Raw genomic sequence first — 16,738 nt, 5'->3', positions numbered from 1 at the left:
TCCGGAACGCAGAGGGTCTGGCAGCAGACCCGGGTCCGGGGACTGTCCGAGGGCCCTGGCAGCATCGGCTTCGATCTCACGCCTCACAGGCAAGTAACACACGGGAGTACGAATTATGAACCGCAGTGAGCTGGTGGCCGCGCTGTCCGAGCGCGCCCAGGTGACCCGCAAGGACGCCGACGCCGTGCTGGCCGCGTTCGCCGAGACGGTCGGCGAGGTCGTCGCCAAGGGCGACGAGAAGGTCACCATCCCCGGCTTCCTGACCTTCGAGCGCACCCACCGTGCCGCTCGCACCGCGCGCAACCCGCAGACCGGTGAGCCCATCGAGATCCCGGCCGGGTACAGCGTGAAGGTCTCCGCGGGTTCCAAGCTGAAGGAGGCCGCCAAGGGCCAGTGAGCCCCTGGCGCGCCCGCAGGGCGGGCGTACACGGCGCGAGGGCGGTCACCCGGATGGGGTGACCGCCCTCGGTCGTCGTGCGCGCCGCGCGGGCGCCCCGCCTCAGGCGGGGAGCTCCACCCGCGCGCCCAGCGCCGGCAGCTTCTCCATGAAGTTCTCGTAGCCGCGGTTGATCAGGTCGATGCCGTGGACCCGGGAGGTGCCCTGCGCCGCCAGGGCGGCGATCAGGTACGAGAAGCCCCCGCGGAGGTCGGGGATGACCAGGTCGGCGCCCTGGAGCTTCGTCGGGCCCGAGACGACCGCCGAATGGAGGAAGTTGCGCTGGCCGAAGCGGCACGGCATGCCGCCCAGGCACTCGCGGTAGAGCTGGATGTGCGCGCCCATCTGGTTCAGGGCGGAGGTGAAGCCCAGGCGCGACTCGTACACCGTCTCGTGCACGATCGACAGGCCCGACGCCTGGGTCAGCGCCACGACCAGCGGCTGCTGCCAGTCCGTCTGGAAGCCGGGGTGGACGTCGGTCTCCAGGGCGATGGCGTTGAGCGCGCCGCCCGGGTGCCAGAAGCGGATGCCCTCGTCGTCGACCTCGAACGCGCCGCCGACCTTGCGGTAGGTGTTGAGGAAGGTCATCATCTCGCGCTGGCTGGCGCCGCGGACGTAGACGCTGCCCTCGGTCGCCAGCGCCGCGCTCGCCCAGGAGGCCGCCTCCAGGCGGTCCGGCAGGGCGCGGTGGTTGTAGCCGCCGAGCTTCTCCACGCCGGTGACGCGGATGGTGCGGTCGGTGTCCATGGAGATGATGGCGCCCATCTTCTGCAGCACGCAGATGAGGTCCTCGATCTCCGGCTCCACGGCCGCGTTGGACAGCTCGGTCACGCCCTCGGCCAGCACCGCCGTCAGCAGCACCTGCTCGGTGGAGCCGACCGACGGGTAGGGCAGGCGGATCTTGCAGCCGCGCAGGCCGCGCGGGGCCTCCAGGTACTGGCCGTCGGCGCGCTTCTCGATGACGGCGCCGAACTCGCGCAGCACGTCGAAGTGGAAGTTCACCGGCCGCCCGCCGATGTCGCAGCCGCCCAGGCCCGGTATGAAGGCGTGGCCCAGCCGGTGCAGCAGCGGTCCGCAGAAGAGGATCGGGATGCGGGACGAACCCGCGTGGGCGTCGATGTCGGCGACGTTGGCGCTCTCCACGTGCGAGGGGTCGAGCACCAGCTCCCCCGGCTCCTCGCCGCTGCGCACGGTCACGCCGTGCAGTTCGAGCAGGCCGCGGACGACCCGTACGTCGCGGATGTCGGGGACGTTGCGCAGCCGGCTCGGCCCGCTGCCGAGCAGTGCGGCGACCATGGCCTTGGGCACGAGGTTCTTCGCGCCGCGGACTCTGATCTCGCCCTCCAGCGGGGTGCCGCCGTGGACAAGGAGTACGTCGTCAGTGCCGGTCATGGGCCTCGCGTTCCAGGATGAAGTAGAGCAGGGGCACCAGGAATGGTAATGGCCGCGCGCCACCGCCGTACCCGCTCCGTCCCCGCCGCGCGGCGGGGACGGAGCGGGTACGGGGCCGCGGGAGGCGGTCCCCGCGGAGGGCGCGGAGGCGTCCGCGCCGGTGGGAGGGGGTGCCAGAGGGCGGCCGGGGGCGCCGTGCGCTGCGTCCGCGCCCGTGGGGCGGCGCCGTACGCGGACCGCGCGGGGTCCGCCTCCCCCGAGCGCCCCGAGTGCGGGATCATGGGGGCATGACCGAGGTGTCCTCGCTCACCGGTCGGCTGCTCGTCGCGACGCCGGCGCTGACCGACCCGAACTTCGACCGCACGGTGGTGCTGCTCCTCGACCACGACGAGGAGGGCTCGCTCGGCATCGTCCTCAACCGGCCGACGCCCGTGGACGTCGGCGACGTCCTGGAGCCCTGGGCCGCGCTGGCCGGGGAGCCGGGCGTGGTCTTCCAGGGCGGGCCCGTGTCGCTGGACGCGGCGCTGGGCGTCGCCGTCATCCCCGGCGGGGAGGGCCCGCTGGGGTGGCGCCGGGTGCACGGGGCGATCGGCCTGGTGGACCTGGAGGCGCCGCCCGAACTGCTCGCCGCCGAGCTGGGCTCGCTGCGGATCTTCGCCGGCTACTCCGGCTGGGGCCCGGGGCAGCTGGAGAACGAGCTGGAGGAGGGCGCCTGGTACGTGGTGGAGTCCGAGCCGGGCGACGTCTCCGCGCCCGACCCCCACCGGCTGTGGCGGGCGGTGCTGCGCCGCCAGCGCAGCGAGCTGGCGATGGTGGCCACGTATCCGGACGACCCGTCGCTGAACTAGGCCCGCCGCCGCACGGGCGGCCCCGTCCGCGGGACGGGCCGCAGTACGCTTGGGCCCCATGAGCACTCCTGAGCCCGAGCGCGGGACGGGCACCGGCACCCTCGTCGAGCCCACCCCGCAGGTGTCCCACGGCGATGGCGACCACGAGCGCTTCGCCCACTACGTCCAGAAGGACAAGATCATGGCCAGCGCGCTCGACGGCACGCCCGTCGTCGCGCTCTGCGGCAAGGTCTGGGTACCGGGGCGCGACCCCAAGAAGTACCCGGTCTGCCCCATGTGCAAGGAGATCTACGAGTCCATGGGGTCCGGCGGCGACAAGGGCAAGGACGGCGGGAAGAAGTGAGCTGAGGGGGGCGGGCGCCCCGCCCCCCTCCTCCTTCCCCCTCTTCGCCCGCCCCGGCCCGGGATCCGCCCCGCGCGGGCCCGAGGACACCTCACGCGGTGGCCCCCGCGACACACCCCGGTGTGTCGCGGGGGCCACCGCGTTTGTCCGGGGGCGGATGCCGGGCCGGTCCCGCGCACCGCCGAAAAGTGGTCGAGACCTCTTGTGGCCCGTCGAGGCTCCCCCCTAGTCTCCTGCGGAGTTGTGCATCCTGAAACAGGCGTTGCGCATGCTGCAACGGCACTCCATCCGGGGGTACGCCCATGAAGTTCACCGCCCGCGCCGCCGTCCGCACGGCGGCCCTCCTCCTCGCCGGACTCACCGCCTCCGCCTGCGCGCCCTCCACCTCCGGGGGCGGGGACGCGACCGAGGACCGCGACAGCGGCACGGTGCGCGTATGGCTCTTCAGGGAGGTCGACAACGGACCCAAGGAGCGGATCGTCGAGGACGTCGTCCGCGCGTTCACCCGGAAGCACGACGGCGTCGAGGTCGACGTCCGCTACATCCCCGTCGAGAGCCGGGCCGAGCGGATCAAGGCGGCCTTCAACGACCCCTCCTCCGCGCCCGACCTGATCGAGTACGGCAACACCGACACCGCCGGATACGTCGCCGACGGCGGACTGGCCGACATCACCGAGGAGTTCGAGGCCTGGGACGAGACGGCCGACACCGACCCCACCGCCCGGACGTCGGTGACCGTGGACGGCAAGGTCTACGGCGCGCCCTTCTTCGTCGGCGTCCGCGCCCTGTACTACCGCACCGACGTCTTCGACGACCTCGGCCTGCGGCCGCCGCGCACCCTGGAGGAGGTCGGCGACACCGCCCGGCGCATAGCCCGGGAGCGGCCCGGGATGTACGGCATCGCCGTCGGCGGCGCCTACACCTACGGCGCGATGCCCTTCGTCTGGGCCCACGGCGGCGAGCTGGCCGAGGCCGGGGAGGGCGGCGCGTACACCGCCGCCATCGACGGCGCGGCGGCGCGCAAGGGGGTGGAGGCCTACACCGACCTCTTCGGCGAGGACAACTGCCCGCCCGCCGCGTGCGCCGGCATGGGCGGCAACGACGCCGTCCAGGCGTTCGCCGGCGGCAAGGCCGGCATGGTCGTCGGCGGCGACTTCAACCTCCGGGCGGTGGAGGCCGGCGCGGTGAAGGACACGTACGCCGTCGTGCCGCTGCCGGGGGTGCGGGAGGGCGAGATCGCCCCGGCCTTCGCCGGCGGCAACAACCTCGGCGTGCTGCGCAGCAGCGAGCACCGCACCCTCGCCGTGGAGCTGATGAAGTCCCTGGCCGGCAAGGAGACCCAGCGCGAACTCTTCGACGCGATGGGCTTCCTGCCCACCTTCACCGACGTCCGCGAGGAGGCCGCCGCCTCCGAGCCGTCCGTCGAGCCGTTCGTGAGGACCCTGGAGGCCGGAACGGAGTTCGTGCCCGCCACCCCCGCCTGGGCTGCGATCGACGCCTCGCGGGTGCTGCCCACCATGTTCCAGGAGATCGTCAGCGGCCGTAAGGACGTCGGGACCGCCACGCGGGACGCGGCGGCGAGGATGGACGAGGCCTTCCGGGAAGCCGCCCGCTGACCATGGCGTCCGACACCCCCACCGAGACGGCGCCCCCGGCGCCCCGCCCGCCGCTGCCGGGGCGCCGGCCCGGCAGCGGGCCCCGCGCCGCCCGCGCCCCGCGGGCCCCCCGCCGGTCCGCCGGCCGCACGGGCGGCTGGACCCCCTGGCTCTACCTCGCCCCCGCCCTGGCCGTCCTCGGCGGACTGCTGGCGTACCCGATCTGGCAACTCGGCCTGATCTCCGTGCTGGAGTACACCCAGGCCCAGGTCAGCGGGGGCGAGCCCACCACCTTCCGGGGCCTGGGCAACTACGCCGAGATCCTCGGCGACGGGCAGTTCCGGAGCGTGCTGCTGACCACCGTGGTGTTCGCCGCCGCCTGCGTGGCGGGCACCCTGGCCGTCGGCTGCGCGCTGGCGGTACTGCTCACCCGGGTGCGCGCGGTGCCCCGGCTGATGCTGATGCTCGCGGCGCTCGGGGCGTGGGCGACCCCGGCGGTCACCGGCTCCACGGTCTGGGTCTTCCTCTTCCACCCCGACCTCGGCCCGGTCAACAGGGTGCTGGGCCTGGGCGACTTCTCCTGGACCTACGGCCGCCACAGCGCCTTCGCGCTGGTGCTCCTGGAGGTCGTCTGGTGCTCCTTCCCGTTCGTCATGGTGACGATGTACGCCGGGATCCGGGCCATCCCCGGCGAGATCCTGGAGGCCGCCGCGCTGGACGGCGCGTCCCCGTGGCGGACCTGGCGCAGCGTCATGGTGCCCCAGCTGCGGCCGATCCTGGCCGTCGTCACCATCCAGTCGGTCATCTGGGACTTCAAGGTCTTCACGCAGATCTACGTGATGACGGACGGCGGCGGCATCGCCGGGCAGAACCTCGTCCTCAACGTCTACGCCTACCAGAAGGCGTTCGCCTCGTCGCAGTACAGCCTCGGCGCCGCCATCGGCGTCGTGATGCTGCTGATCCTGCTGGCCGTCACCCTGGTCTACCTGCGCCTGCTGCGCCGCAGGGGGGAGGAACTGTGAACCGCCCGCGCGTACGGCGCCCCTGGCGCCTGGCGGCCGAGGCGACGGCCGTGGCGGTCGCCCTCCTGGTCGCCTTCCCGCTGTACTGGATGGTGCTCTCCGCCCTCAAGCCGGAGGGGGAGCTGAGGTCGGACGGCCCCCGGCCGTGGACCTCGGCCCCCACCCTGGACGCCTTCCGCCGCGTCTTCGAACACCAGGACCTCGGGCGGTACTTCCTCAACAGCCTCGCCGTGGCCGGCGCCGTCGTCGTCGCCTCGGCGCTGATCGCCTTCCTCGCGGCCACCGCCGTCACCCGCTTCCGCTTCCGGCTGCGCACCACGCTCCTGGTGATGTTCCTGGTGGCGCAGACGGTGCCGGTGGAGGCCCTGACCATCCCGATGTTCTTCCTGATGCGCGACCTGGGGCAGGCGGTCCCCGGCATCGGCCTCAACACCCTCGGCTCGCTGATCCTGCCGCACATCGCCTTCTCGCTGCCGTTCGCGATCTGGATGCTGCGCGGTTTCGTCCGGGCCGTGCCCGAGGCACTGGAGGAGCAGGCGCTCGTCGACGGCGCGAGCCGCGCGCGGTTCCTGTGGCAGATCCTCTTCCCGCTGGTCCTCCCCGGGCTCGTGGCGACGAGCGTCTTCTCCTTCATCTCCACCTGGAACGACTTCCTGTTCGCCAAGTCGTTCATCATCAGCGACACCCAGAACTCCACGCTGCCGATGGCGCTGCTGGTGTTCCTCGACGCCGAGACACCCGACTGGGGCGGGGTGATGGCCGCCTCGACCGTCATGACGCTCCCCGTGCTGGTCTTCTTCGTCCTCGTCCAGCGCCGCCTGGTCTCCGGGCTCGGCGGCGCGGTCAAGGACTGAGGACCGGACGGCGGCACGACACCACCGAGGAGGACCCACCGTGCACGACCCCCGCCCCGCCCCCGCCCCCGCCCTCGTGCCCGCGCCGCACCGGGTCGCCGTCCCCGCGGACGGCGGGCGGCTCGCCCTGGACGACCGCACGGTCCTGGACGCCGGGCCGGGCACCGAGGGCACCGCCCGCTGGCTGCGCGGCACGCTCGGCGCGGCCACCGGCCTGCCGCTGCCCCCGCCCGGCGCGGCGGGGGCGGACGGCCGCGGAGGCACCGCGCTGCGGCTGCGCCTCGGCGGGGCGAACGCCGCAGGGCTCGGCCCCGAGGGCTACCGGCTGGAGGTGACCGCCGCCGGCGCCGCGATCACCGCGGGCGGTGCCGCCGGGGCGTTCTGGGGCGCCCAGACGCTCCGCCAGCTCCTCGGCCCCGACGCGTTCCGCCGCGCGCCCCTGCCCGGCCGCTCCTGGACGCTGCCGCACACGGTGGTGGAGGACGCCCCCCGCTTCCCCTGGCGCGGCTTCATGCTGGACGTGGCCCGGCACTTCACGCCCAAGGACGGGGTGCTGCGCTGGATCGACCTGCTCGCCGCCCACAAGCTGAACGTCCTCCACCTCCACCTCACCGACGACCAGGGCTGGCGCCTCCACATCGAGCGCTTCCCCCGCCTCACCGAGGTCGGTGCCTGGCGCCCGCGCACCCGGCTGGGGCACCGGGCCTCCCCGCTGTGGGACGAGCGCCCGCACGGCGGCTTCTACACCCACGACGACGTCCGCGAGATCGTGGCGTACGCCGCCGAACGGCACGTCGCCGTCGTCCCCGAGATCGACCTGCCCGGCCACTCCCAGGCGGCCGTCGCCGCCTACCCGTACCTGGGCAACACCGACGCGGTGGACGCCGCCCCGCAGGTCTGGACGGACTGGGGCGTCAGCCCCCACGTCCTGGCCCCCACCGAGCGCGTGCTGCGCTTCTACGAGGGGGTGTTCGAGGAGGTCCTGGAACTCTTCCCGGGCGAGTTCGTGCACATCGGCGGCGACGAGTGCCCCCGGGACCAGTGGCGGCGCTCCCCGGCCGCGCAAGCCCGGGCGGCCCGGCTGGGACTCGGCGGCGTGGACGGCCTCCAGGCGTGGTTCACCCGGCACTTCGGCCGCTGGCTGGCCGAGCGGGGCCGCCGCCTCGTCGGCTGGGACGAGATCCTGGACGGCGCGGACGCGGGCGGTGCGCCGGGCCCCGGCGCCGTCGTCTGCTCCTGGCGCGGGTACGCCGGGGGAGTCGCCGCCGCGCGGGCCGGGCACGACGTGGTGATGTGCCCCGAGCAGCAGGTCTACCTCGACCACCGGCAGGACGCGGGCGAGGACGAGCCGGTGCCCATCGGGTACGTGCGCACCCTGCGCGACGTCCACGACTTCGACCCCGTGCCCCCCGCCCTGGCGGGCACCGAGGCGGCCGGGCACGTCCTGGGGGCCCAGGCCAACCTGTGGACCGAGGTCGTGGAGGACCGCCGGCGCGCCGAGTACCAGGTCTTCCCCCGGCTCGCGGCCTTCGCCGAGGTGGTGTGGACGCAGCCCGGGGCGCGCGGCTGGGAGGACTTCGAGCGGCGGATGGCCGACGGCCACTACGCCCGCCTCGACGCCCTGGGAGTGGAGTACCGGCCGCCCGCGGGGCCGCTGCCCTGGCAGCGCCGCCCCGGCGTCGCCGGGTTCCCGCGCCAGGGGCCGCCCCCGCCGGCCTGAGGGGGCGTCCGGTGCGCCGGTCCGGGCCGCGCCGGTCCGGCGCACCGGCCGCATAAAGTAGTACAAGGTCTCCCAGGAGTGGCAAGGCGCCCCTGCCGGTGACTTCCGCCGAAAGCGGGTCATCAGCCAGGTCAGGGACGGATGCCCCCTTCGCGGACCCCGGCTCCGGCGGCCCCCCGGAATGTGCCAGAGTTGCCACGTCCGGGTTCTCAGCACGTACGGTACGGCTGGGCAGCCGGGACGACCGGGGAAGGGGCGCTGGATTGAGCACGCACGCACCGCACGCACCACGGGCGGCGCAGCCGGTCATGCTGCCGGCCACGCTCGACGAGGCCGTGGCCGCTCTGGCCGCCACGCCTGCCGCCGTACCCGTCGCGGGCGGCACCGACCTGATGACGGAGGTCAACTCCGGCCTCCTGCGGCCCGCCGCGCTCGTCGGGCTGGGCCGGATCAGCGAGATCCGCGGCTGGGAGTACCAGGACGGCCACGCCCTGCTCGGCGCCGGACTCACCCACGCCCGCATGGGCCGCCCCGACTTCGCCGCCCTCATCCCCGCCCTCGCGGCCGCCGCGCGCGCCGCCGGGCCGCCGCAGATCCGCAACGCCGGGACGCTGGGCGGCAACATCGTCACCGCCTCGCCCACCGGCGACTCCCTGCCCGTGCTGGCGGCGCTGGAGGCCACGGTGCTGGTCGCCGGGCCGGGCGGGGCGCGCCGCGAGATCCCGGTGAGCCACCTGCTGACCGGCATGGAGATGCTGGGCCCCGGCGAGGTCGTCGGCTACGTGCGGGTGCCGCTGCTGCACGCCCCCCAGACCTTCCTCAAGGCCACCGGGCGGACCGGCCCCGGACGCGCCCTGGCCTCGGTCGCCGTCGTGCTCGACCCCGCCCGCCGCGGGGTCCGCTGCGCGGTCGGCGCCGTCGCCCCGATGCCGCTGCGCCCGGTGGAGGCCGAGCAGTGGGTGGCCTCGCTCATCGACTGGGACGGACGACGGGCCCTGGCCCCCGAGGTGCTGGCCGCCTTCGGCGACTACGTCGCCATGGCCTGCATTCCCGACCCTCCGGCTCCGGAGGGCGGCGGGGAGGCTCCCGTGCTTCCGCCCGCGGCACTGCACGTACGGCGTACGGTGGCGACACTGGCCCGCCGGGGGCTCGGGAGGGCACTCGCATGAGCAACGACCAGCAGCGGCCGTTCCAGCCGGACCACTCCGGCCGGCCCGTACCGCCGCCCGAGGGCGGTTGGGGCGGCGAGCACGACGGGGACGCCACCGCGTTCATACAGCTTCCCGGGGACCTGCCGGGGCCGTACCCGCACGGGTACGCCGACGGCTCCGGCTCCGCCCCCGACCCGCTGGCGGCCCCGGGCACCGGCCAGGGGTGGGCCCCGCCCGCCCTCGACCCCCGGACGTGGTCGTCCCCCGCTCCGGAGCAGGAGCCGGTGACGCCCGCGGCCACCACCGATCCGGCGGCCCCGGGCCAGTGGACGATGCCGTTCGCCCCCGCCGCCCCGGCCGGCTCCGGGCCCGGGGAGCCCGCGGTCGGGCAGGACACCGCACCGCCGCAGCCCCGCGCCCAGGCCCAGCCGCCCGGCGCGGCCGCCTCCCTGGGGCAGGGGGCGGCCGCGGCCCTGGCCGGCTCGCACGAGGCCCGCGAGCGGCAGCGCCGCCCGCTGGGCGAGGGCCCGGCGGTACCGGAGCAGGCGCCGCAGTACCGGCCCGAGGAGTACCGGCCGCAGGAGCAGGCGCCCGGCACCACCCCGCCCCCCGGCGCCGACTGGAACGCGGTGCCCTCGCCCGCCGCGACCGGCCAGTGGTCCATCCCGTTCGCGGCGGCCGGCAGCCCCGACGACTCCGGCGAGTACCTGGCCGCCGCAGCGGCGGCCGGGCGGCCGGCCGAACCGCCCGCCCCGGAAACGGCCGGGCCGGTGCCGCCGCACGCCTCCGGCGGGGACGGGGACGGCGGGGAGTCCCCCGGCGCGGCGGACCCCGGCACCGGGTCCGAGGAGGCCCGCGACGCCGCCCCCGGCGAGCACCCGGCCCCGGACGGGGCACCGCAGGAGGCGGGGCCGCAGGCGGAGCCGGACGGGGCACCGCAGGCCGTCCCGGAGCCGGCGGCCGGGCAGCCCGGCCCCGACGCCGCCGGAGCCGCCCCCGAGCCCGCCCCCGGGCAGCCGCAGGAGCACGCCGCGCTCCCCGAGCCGCCCGCCCCGGAGGCCCCCGCCGCGGAGGCGCCCGTCCCGGAGCCGGCGGCCGTCGACAGCGAGCACCCGCACGTCTCGTACACCCTGCGCGTCAACGGCGTCGACCGGCCCGTGACCGACGCCTGGATCGGCGAGTCCCTGCTGTACGTGCTGCGCGAGCGCCTCGGCCTGGCCGGTGCCAAGGACGGCTGCTCCCAGGGGGAGTGCGGCGCCTGCTCCGTCCAGGTCGACGGCCGGCTCGTCGCCTCCTGCCTGGTGCCCGCCGCGACCACCGCCGGATCGGAGGTCCGCACCGTCGAGGGCCTGGCCGAGAACGGCACCCCCTGCGACGTGCAGCGGGCGCTGGCCGCCTGCGGCGCCGTCCAGTGCGGCTTCTGCGTGCCCGGCATGGCCATGACCCTCCACGACCTGCTGGAGGGCAACCACGCCCCGACGGAACTGGAGGCCCGCCAGGCCGTCAGCGGCAACCTCTGCCGCTGCTCGGGCTACCGGGGGGTGCTCGACGCCGTGCGCACGGTCGTCGCCGAGCGGGAGGCCGCGGCGGCGGTCGCGGCCGAGGCCCGGGAGGCCGGGGCGGAGGCCGGGGACGCGGGCGGCGCGCGGATCCGCATCCCCCACCAGACCGGGCCCGCCTTCGGCGGCCCCCACCACGACCACCACCTGCCCCAGGACGGAGGCGCGCAGTGACCAGCGACGCGGTGACCGCCACCCCGGCCGGAGGGGTCCCCCTCTCCGGCGCCGCCCCGGGGACGGGGGCCGAGGAGCCGCGGACCGGACTCGGCGCCTCGCTCCAGCACGCCGACGCGCCGGCCAAGACGCAGGGCACCTTCCCCTACGCCGCCGACCTGTGGGCCGAGGGGCTGCTGTGGGCGGCCGTGCTGCGCTCCCCGCACCCGCACGCCCGCATCGTCTCCATCGACACCGCGCCCGCCGCCGCCATGCCCGGGGTGCGGGCCGTGGTCACCCACGAGGACGTGCCCGGCGTCGCCACCCACGGCCGCCGCGTCGCCGACCGCCCCGCCTTCGCCCGCGACGTGGTGCGCCACCACGGCGAGCCCATCGCCGCCGTCGCCGCCGACCACCCCGACACCGCGCGGCTGGCCGCCGCCGCCATCGCCGTCGAGTACGAGGTGCTGGAACCGGTCACGGACCCCGAGAAGGCGTTCGAGGCCGAGCCCATCCACCCCGACGGCAACCTGGTGCGGCACATCCCGCTGCGCTTCGGCGACGAGGCCGCCACCGGCGAGGTGATCGTCGAGGGCCTGTACCGCATCGGACGGCAGGACCCGGCCCCCATCGGCGCCGAGGCCGCCCTCGCCGTGCCCCGCACCGACGGCGGCGTGGAGATCTACACCGCCTCCACCGATCCGCACACCGACCGCGACCTGACCGCCGCCTGCCTGGGACTCCGTCCCGAGCAGGTCAAGGTCGTCGTCACCGGGGTGCCCGGCGCCACCTCCGACCGCGAGGACCTGAGCGTGCAGTTCCCGCTGGCGCTGCTGGCGCTGCGGACCGGCTGCCCGGTCAAGATCGCCGCCAACCGCGAGGAGTCCTTCCTCGGCCACGCCCACCGCCACCCCACCCTGCTGCGCTACCGGCACCACGCCGACGCCGAGGGGCGGCTGGTCAAGGTCGAGGCGCAGATCCTGCTGGACGCCGGCGCCTACGCCGACGACTCCGCCGACGCGCTGGCCGCCGCGGTCGCCTTCGCCGCCGGCCCCTACGTGGTGCCGCACGCCGCCGTCGACGGCTGGGCCGTCCGCACCAACAACCCGCCCTCGGGCCACCTGCGCGGCGAGGGCGCCATGCAGGTGTGCGCCGCCTACGAGGGCCAGATGGACAAGCTCGCCGCCAAGCTGGGCATGGACCCGGTGGAGCTGCGGATGCGCAACGTCATGGCCACCGGCGACCTGCTGCCCACCGGGCAGACCGTCACCTGCCCCGCCCCCGTGGCCGAGCTGCTGCGCGCGGTGCGGGAGGCGCCGCTTCCGCCGCTGCCCAAGGACAGCCCCGAGGAGGAGTGGCTGCTGCCGGGCGGGCCCGAGGGCGCGGGCGACCCGGGCGCGGTGCGCCGCGGCGTCGGCTACGCGCTGGGCATGGTCCACATGCTGGGGGCGGAGGGCACCGACGAGGTGTCCACGGCCACCGTCAAGGTCAGCGGCCCGGTGGCGACGGTGATGTGCGCGGCCGTGGAGACCGGCCAGGGCTTCTCCACCCTGGCCCGGCAGATCGTGCAGGAGGTGCTCGGCGTCGAGGAGGTGCACGTCGTCGCCGTCGACACCGACCAGCCCCCGGCCGGGCCCGGTGCCCGCGGCCGCCACACCTGGGTCTCGGGCGGCGCGGTCGAGCGGGCCGCCAAGATGGTGCGCACCCAGCTCCTCCAGCCGCTGGCGGCGAAGTTCGGGATGTCCGCCGAGCTGCTGACCATCGCCGACGGCAGGATCACCTCGTACGACGGCGTGCTCAGCACCACCGTCGCCGAGGAGCTGGAGGGCAAGGAGCTGTGGGCCACCGCCCAGTGCCGCCCCCACCCCACCGAGCCGCTGGACGACACCGGCCAGGGCGACGCCTTCGTCGGTCTGGCCTTCGCCGCGATCCGCGCGGTGGTGGACGTGGACGTGGAGCTGGGCGCGATCCGGGTGGTGGAGATGGCCGTGGCCCAGGACGTGGGCCGCGTCCTCAACCCGCAGCAGCTGCGGGCCCGGATCGAGGCGGGCGTCACCCAGGGCGTGGGCGCGGCGCTCACCGAGCACCTGCGGGTCTCGCGGGGCGTGGTGCGCCACCCGGACCTGACGGCCTATCCGCTGCCGACGGCGCTGGACGCCCCGGACGTGAGGGTCGTCAAGCTGGTCGAGGAGCGGGACGTGGTCGCTCCGTTCGGGGCGAAGTCGGTCAGCGCGGTGCCGGTGGTGGTCTCCCCGGCGGCGGTGGCGGCGGCGGTCCGCGCGGCCACCGGCCGGCCGGTCAACCGGCTGCCGATCCGCCCGCAGGCGGCGGTGATGGCGCCCTAGCCGTGCCCCGGCCGTCCCGCCCCGGGGTGCCCCGGGGCCCGGGCGTCCCCGGGCTCCTCGGGGTCATCCCGCGGAGAACGGGCGGAACGGGAACGCGGCGGGGGACGCCTGGGCGAGGCTGGCGCCGGTGTGGGCGTCGCGGCGCACCGGCTCGGGGCCGTACCAGTCCAGGCACATCACCGTCGCGTCGTCCCTCAGCTCCCCCCGGTTGGCGTCCAGGACCGCCAGGGTCAGCGCCTGCGCCGCCTCGCGCGGGTGGAGCCCGGCGGTGCCCGCGATCAGGGCCGGCAGGTCGACGTCCCCGGAGCGGTGGTCCAGCATCCCGTCGGTGAGGATGACCAGCCGGTCGCCGGGGCGCAGCTCCGTCTCCTGGACGGTGTGGGGGCGTCCGGAGGGGACGCCGAAGGGCAGGTTGACCTTCAGCTCCAGCTCCTCGACCACGCCGTTCCGCAGCCGCAGCGGCCAGGGGTGCCCCGCGTTGACGAGGGCGACCCGCCCGTCGCGCAGGCCGACGCGGAGCAGCAGCCCGGTCGCCATCGCGCCGCCGCTGTGCTCCAGCATGGCCTGGTGCGCCCGCCGTGCCTGCTCCGCCAGGTCGCACCCCGCCCGCCGGGCGCCCCGCAGGGCTCCGACGACCAGGCTGGCCAGGAGCGCGGCGTTCACCTCGTGCCCCATGGCGTCGGTGACGGACAGGTGCAGGACGTCCCGGTCCAGGGCGTAGTCGAAGGTGTCGCCCCCCACGTTGCCCGCCGGCTCCAGGGACCCCGAGACCGCGAACTGCGCGGCCTCGCAGCTCAGCGACGACGGCAGCAGGTTGTGCTGGATCTCGGCGGCCAGGCTCAGCGGGGCGGTGCGGCGGCCCCACTGGTACAGGTCGGTGAAGCGGCGGTTGGCGATGACGATGTAGGCCAGGGTGTGGGCGGCCCGGCTGATCTCCCGCAGCGTCCTGCGCTCCGGGCCGGCCGGGATCCGTACCTCCAGCAGCCCGATGGAGTCACCGCGGTTGGTGACCGGGGCGATCACCCGCTGCCCGCCGTCCCCGTCCACGGAGTCCGCCACCCGCAGCCGCTGGGTGCGGATCACGTCGCCGTAGACGGTCCCGAACAGCGGGACGGTCTCCATGGCCTCGCCGGTGCCGGTCTCGCCCGCCGTGCTCAGCCGCACCACCGACTGCCCCGACAGGTCGGTGATGAGGAACGACACCGCCAGGGCGCCGAGGCGGCGCCTGAGCTCCTGGGCGACCACGTCGACGGAGTCCACGGGCGACGCCGCCTCCACCGCCGCGAGGATTCCGGTGTGGGTGCCTCTCCCGGTGTCGTACTCGACCGCCATCCCAACTCCCCTCACCGGGCCCTCCGGCCCGGCTCGTCCATGGCACGCTCCGGACCTCCACCCCGGACGCCGCACTCCGCATCGTCTTCACTGCGCTCACTGCCCGTATGCCCCGGCTTTCCGTTTCGGTGCGCGCCGTCACGGAACGGAGCCGGTCCGCGGCGCAGCGGAGGGCCCGGCGGTCCGGAACGCCCCGGCCTGCGGACCCGGGACCAAAGGCGGAGCCGGCCCCCGCCCCCCGACAGGGGCGAGTGTCGCCGACGGGCCTTACTCTGAGCCGCATGAGCGCACTCGACGACGAGGTCGAAGACCTGGGCAAGATCGCCTCCGCCGCCCCCGTCCTCACCCCGGCCGGCACCGCCGGGACCCCGGACGCGGACGGGGCGGGCGGGGTGCTGGGCCGCGCCTACCGGGCGCTGACCCTGGGCATCGTCACCGTCGTCCTGCTGATCGCCTTCGAGGCGACGGCCGTCGGCACGGCCATGCCCGTCGCCGCGGACCGGCTGGACGGGGTGGCGCTGTACGCCTTCGCCTTCTCCGCGTACTTCACCACCAGCCTGCTGGGCATGGTCGCCTCCGGCCAGTGGTGCGACCGGTCCGGCCCGCTGGCGCCGCTCGCGGTCGGCATCGGCTCCTTCGCGGTCGGGCTGCTGCTGTCGGGCACGGCCACGGTGATGTGGGTCTTCGTGCTCGGCCGGGCGGTGCAGGGCATCGGCGGCGGCCTGGTGATCGTCGCGCTGTACGTCACCGTCAGCCGCGCCTACCCCGAGCGCCTGCGTCCCACGGTGATGGCCGCCTTCGCCGCGTCCTGGGTGATCCCCTCGGTCGTCGGGCCGCTGATCTCGGGGACGGTCACCGAGCAGTTCGGCTGGCGCTGGGTGTTCCTGGGCATCCCGGTCCTGGTCGTCCTGCCGATCGCCGCCATGCTCCCGCCGCTGCGCCGGGCCGCCTCGGGACCGCCGCCCGGCGAGCCGCGCCCGGTGGACCGGCGGCTGCTGAGGCTGGCGGTGGCGATCTCGCTGGGGGCGGGGCTGCTCCAGTACGCCGGGCAGGACCTGCGCTGGATCTCGCTGGTCCCGGCGGCGGCCGGCGCCGCCCTGATGGTCCCGGCCGCGCTCGGCCTGCTGCCGCGCGGCACCTTCCGCGCCGCGCGCGGGCTGCCGACGGTGGTGCTGATGCGCGGCATCGCGGCCGGCGCGTTCGTCGTCGCCGAGAGCTTCGTACCGCTGATGCTGGTCACCCAGCGCGGGCTGACGGTGACCATGGCCGGGCTCGCGCTCGCGGCGGGCGGCGCCACCTGGGCGCTGGGCTCCTGGGTGCAGTCCCGTCCGGCGATGGACGGGCACCGGGAGACGCTGGTGCGGATCGGCATGGTGGTGGTGACGGCGGGGATCGCCGCCACACCGCTGGTGCTGGTGGAGGCCGTCCCGGTGTGGATCGCGGCGGTCGCCCAGGCGGCGGGCTGCTTCGGGATGGGCATGGTGATCTCCTCCACGAGCGTGCTGCTGCTGAAGCTGTCCCGGCCGGAGGAGGCGGGCGCCAACTCCGCCGCCCTCCAGCTCAGCGACGGCCTGTCCAACGTGGTGCTGCTCGCCGCCTGCGGAGCGGCGTTCGCCGGCCTCGGCGGCGGCGCGGTGAGCGTGGTGGGCCACGGGGCGGGGGAGGCGGGTGCCGCCGCCTCGGCCTCCCACCCGGCGGCGTTCCTGGCCGTCTACCTCCCGGCGGCGGCGGTCGCCCTGGTGGGCGCGCTGGTGGCGGGGCGGCTGCGCCCGGGGAAGTGACCGGTACCGCCGCGGGGCCGCCGGCGGCCCCGCAGGGGTCCGGGGGCGAAGTGCGCGGGGGAGCACGCCGGTTCCCCGCGGGCGCCGTCCGCGCGTCTGTGACGTGGATCGCACCGCGCCCGCCCCTCCGGGCGTCCCCCGGATGGCGGGCGGGCGGCCCGATAGGCTGACGCGGTTGCCGATCGCCGACCCAGTTCAGCGGAGACC

General features: G+C 75.7%; 13 protein-coding genes. 11 read left to right on the top strand and 2 right to left on the bottom strand.

Translation table 11 applies throughout. The features are described 5' to 3' along the window. Positions 1 to 115: 115 nt before the first annotated feature. A complete protein-coding gene (locus ACFSJS_RS19620; protein WP_100205219.1) occupies positions 116 to 397 on the top strand; it encodes an HU family DNA-binding protein in 282 nt (93 codons plus the stop codon). Positions 398 to 499: 102 nt separating this feature from the next. Here the strand turns inward: ACFSJS_RS19620 and murA are convergent, their stop codons facing one another. Continuing rightward, entirely contained in the window at positions 500 to 1,828 is a 1,329-nt protein-coding gene (gene murA, locus ACFSJS_RS19615; protein ID WP_380902150.1) for a UDP-N-acetylglucosamine 1-carboxyvinyltransferase, read from the bottom strand. 287 nt (positions 1,829 to 2,115) lie between these two features. On the opposite strand from murA, the gene ACFSJS_RS19610 reads away from it, so the two are divergent. The 9 genes from ACFSJS_RS19610 to ACFSJS_RS19570 all read left to right on the top strand — a co-directional run bounded on the left by ACFSJS_RS19610 (position 2,116) and on the right by ACFSJS_RS19570 (position 13,418). Continuing rightward, positions 2,116 to 2,676 (top strand): YqgE/AlgH family protein, encoded by a 561-nt coding sequence (locus ACFSJS_RS19610; protein ID WP_380902148.1) that lies wholly within the window; start codon positions 2,116 to 2,118, stop codon positions 2,674 to 2,676. A 58-nt stretch (positions 2,677 to 2,734) separates the two neighbouring features. Further along, entirely contained in the window at positions 2,735 to 3,019 is a 285-nt protein-coding gene (locus ACFSJS_RS19605) for a DUF3039 domain-containing protein (protein ID WP_380902146.1), read from the top strand. 302 nt (positions 3,020 to 3,321) lie between these two features. Next, a complete protein-coding gene (locus tag ACFSJS_RS19600; protein ID WP_380902144.1) occupies positions 3,322 to 4,635 on the top strand; it encodes an extracellular solute-binding protein in 1,314 nt (437 codons plus the stop codon). A 2-nt stretch (positions 4,636 to 4,637) separates the two neighbouring features. Further along, on the top strand, positions 4,638 to 5,636 hold the full coding sequence (locus tag ACFSJS_RS19595; RefSeq protein ID WP_380902142.1) for a carbohydrate ABC transporter permease: 999 nt from the start codon (positions 4,638 to 4,640) through the stop codon (positions 5,634 to 5,636). Beyond that, positions 5,633 to 6,490 (top strand): carbohydrate ABC transporter permease, encoded by an 858-nt coding sequence (locus tag ACFSJS_RS19590; protein ID WP_380902140.1) that lies wholly within the window; start codon positions 5,633 to 5,635, stop codon positions 6,488 to 6,490. The genes ACFSJS_RS19595 and ACFSJS_RS19590 overlap by 4 nt, the downstream gene beginning before the upstream one ends. 40 nt (positions 6,491 to 6,530) lie before the next feature. Further along, complete coding sequence (locus tag ACFSJS_RS19585; RefSeq protein ID WP_380902138.1) at positions 6,531 to 8,210, top strand: beta-N-acetylhexosaminidase; 1,680 nt, start codon at positions 6,531 to 6,533, stop codon at positions 8,208 to 8,210. Between the two features lie 308 nt (positions 8,211 to 8,518). Beyond that, positions 8,519 to 9,379: an FAD binding domain-containing protein gene (locus ACFSJS_RS19580; RefSeq protein WP_380902233.1), complete on the top strand. Its 861-nt coding sequence runs from the start codon at positions 8,519 to 8,521 to the stop codon at positions 9,377 to 9,379. Further along, on the top strand, positions 9,376 to 11,094 hold the full coding sequence (locus ACFSJS_RS19575) for a (2Fe-2S)-binding protein (RefSeq protein WP_380902136.1): 1,719 nt from the start codon (positions 9,376 to 9,378) through the stop codon (positions 11,092 to 11,094). The genes ACFSJS_RS19580 and ACFSJS_RS19575 overlap by 4 nt, the downstream gene beginning before the upstream one ends. Beyond that, a complete protein-coding gene (locus ACFSJS_RS19570) occupies positions 11,091 to 13,418 on the top strand; it encodes a xanthine dehydrogenase family protein molybdopterin-binding subunit (protein ID WP_380902134.1) in 2,328 nt (775 codons plus the stop codon). Before ACFSJS_RS19575 ends, ACFSJS_RS19570 begins: the two co-directional genes overlap by 4 nt. A gap of 63 nt (positions 13,419 to 13,481) precedes the next feature. Here ACFSJS_RS19570 and ACFSJS_RS19565 read toward each other — a convergent pair whose 3' ends face one another. After that, positions 13,482 to 14,750 carry a PP2C family protein-serine/threonine phosphatase gene (locus tag ACFSJS_RS19565; RefSeq protein ID WP_380902132.1) on the bottom strand — a complete coding sequence of 423 codons (1,269 nt, stop codon included), beginning with the start codon at positions 14,748 to 14,750 and terminating at the stop codon, positions 13,482 to 13,484. Positions 14,751 to 15,031: 281 nt separating this feature from the next. Here ACFSJS_RS19565 and ACFSJS_RS19560 point away from each other — a divergent pair, with 281 nt between their 5' ends. After that, the gene (locus tag ACFSJS_RS19560) at positions 15,032 to 16,531 is read left to right on the top strand and encodes an MFS transporter (protein WP_380902130.1); all 1,500 of its coding nucleotides are present in this window, start codon (positions 15,032 to 15,034) and stop codon (positions 16,529 to 16,531) included. The last annotated feature ends 207 nt before the right edge of the window (positions 16,532 to 16,738 follow it).

The sequence above is a fragment of the Streptomyces desertarenae genome (genome assembly GCF_042681365.1).
Classification (GTDB): Bacteria; Actinomycetota; Actinomycetes; order Streptomycetales; family Streptomycetaceae; genus Streptomyces; species Streptomyces desertarenae.
Note: the sequence above shows the minus strand (reverse complement) of the source record. Positions and strands in the feature narration are given on the sequence as shown.

Coding starts and splice junctions, on each gene's coding strand:
- ACFSJS_RS19580 (WP_380902233.1), top strand. CDS start 8,519: ATGCTGCCGGCCACGCTCGACGAGGCCGTGGCCGCTCTGGCCGCCACG.
- ACFSJS_RS19605 (WP_380902146.1), top strand. CDS start 2,735: ATGAGCACTCCTGAGCCCGAGCGCGGGACGGGCACCGGCACCCTCGTC.
- ACFSJS_RS19595 (WP_380902142.1), top strand. CDS start 4,638: ATGGCGTCCGACACCCCCACCGAGACGGCGCCCCCGGCGCCCCGCCCG.
- ACFSJS_RS19610 (WP_380902148.1), top strand. CDS start 2,116: ATGACCGAGGTGTCCTCGCTCACCGGTCGGCTGCTCGTCGCGACGCCG.
- ACFSJS_RS19565 (WP_380902132.1), bottom strand. CDS start 14,750: ATGGCGGTCGAGTACGACACCGGGAGAGGCACCCACACCGGAATCCTC.
- ACFSJS_RS19600 (WP_380902144.1), top strand. CDS start 3,322: ATGAAGTTCACCGCCCGCGCCGCCGTCCGCACGGCGGCCCTCCTCCTC.
- murA (WP_380902150.1), bottom strand. CDS start 1,828: ATGACCGGCACTGACGACGTACTCCTTGTCCACGGCGGCACCCCGCTG.
- ACFSJS_RS19620 (WP_100205219.1), top strand. CDS start 116: ATGAACCGCAGTGAGCTGGTGGCCGCGCTGTCCGAGCGCGCCCAGGTG.
- ACFSJS_RS19560 (WP_380902130.1), top strand. CDS start 15,032: ATGAGCGCACTCGACGACGAGGTCGAAGACCTGGGCAAGATCGCCTCC.
- ACFSJS_RS19575 (WP_380902136.1), top strand. CDS start 9,376: ATGAGCAACGACCAGCAGCGGCCGTTCCAGCCGGACCACTCCGGCCGG.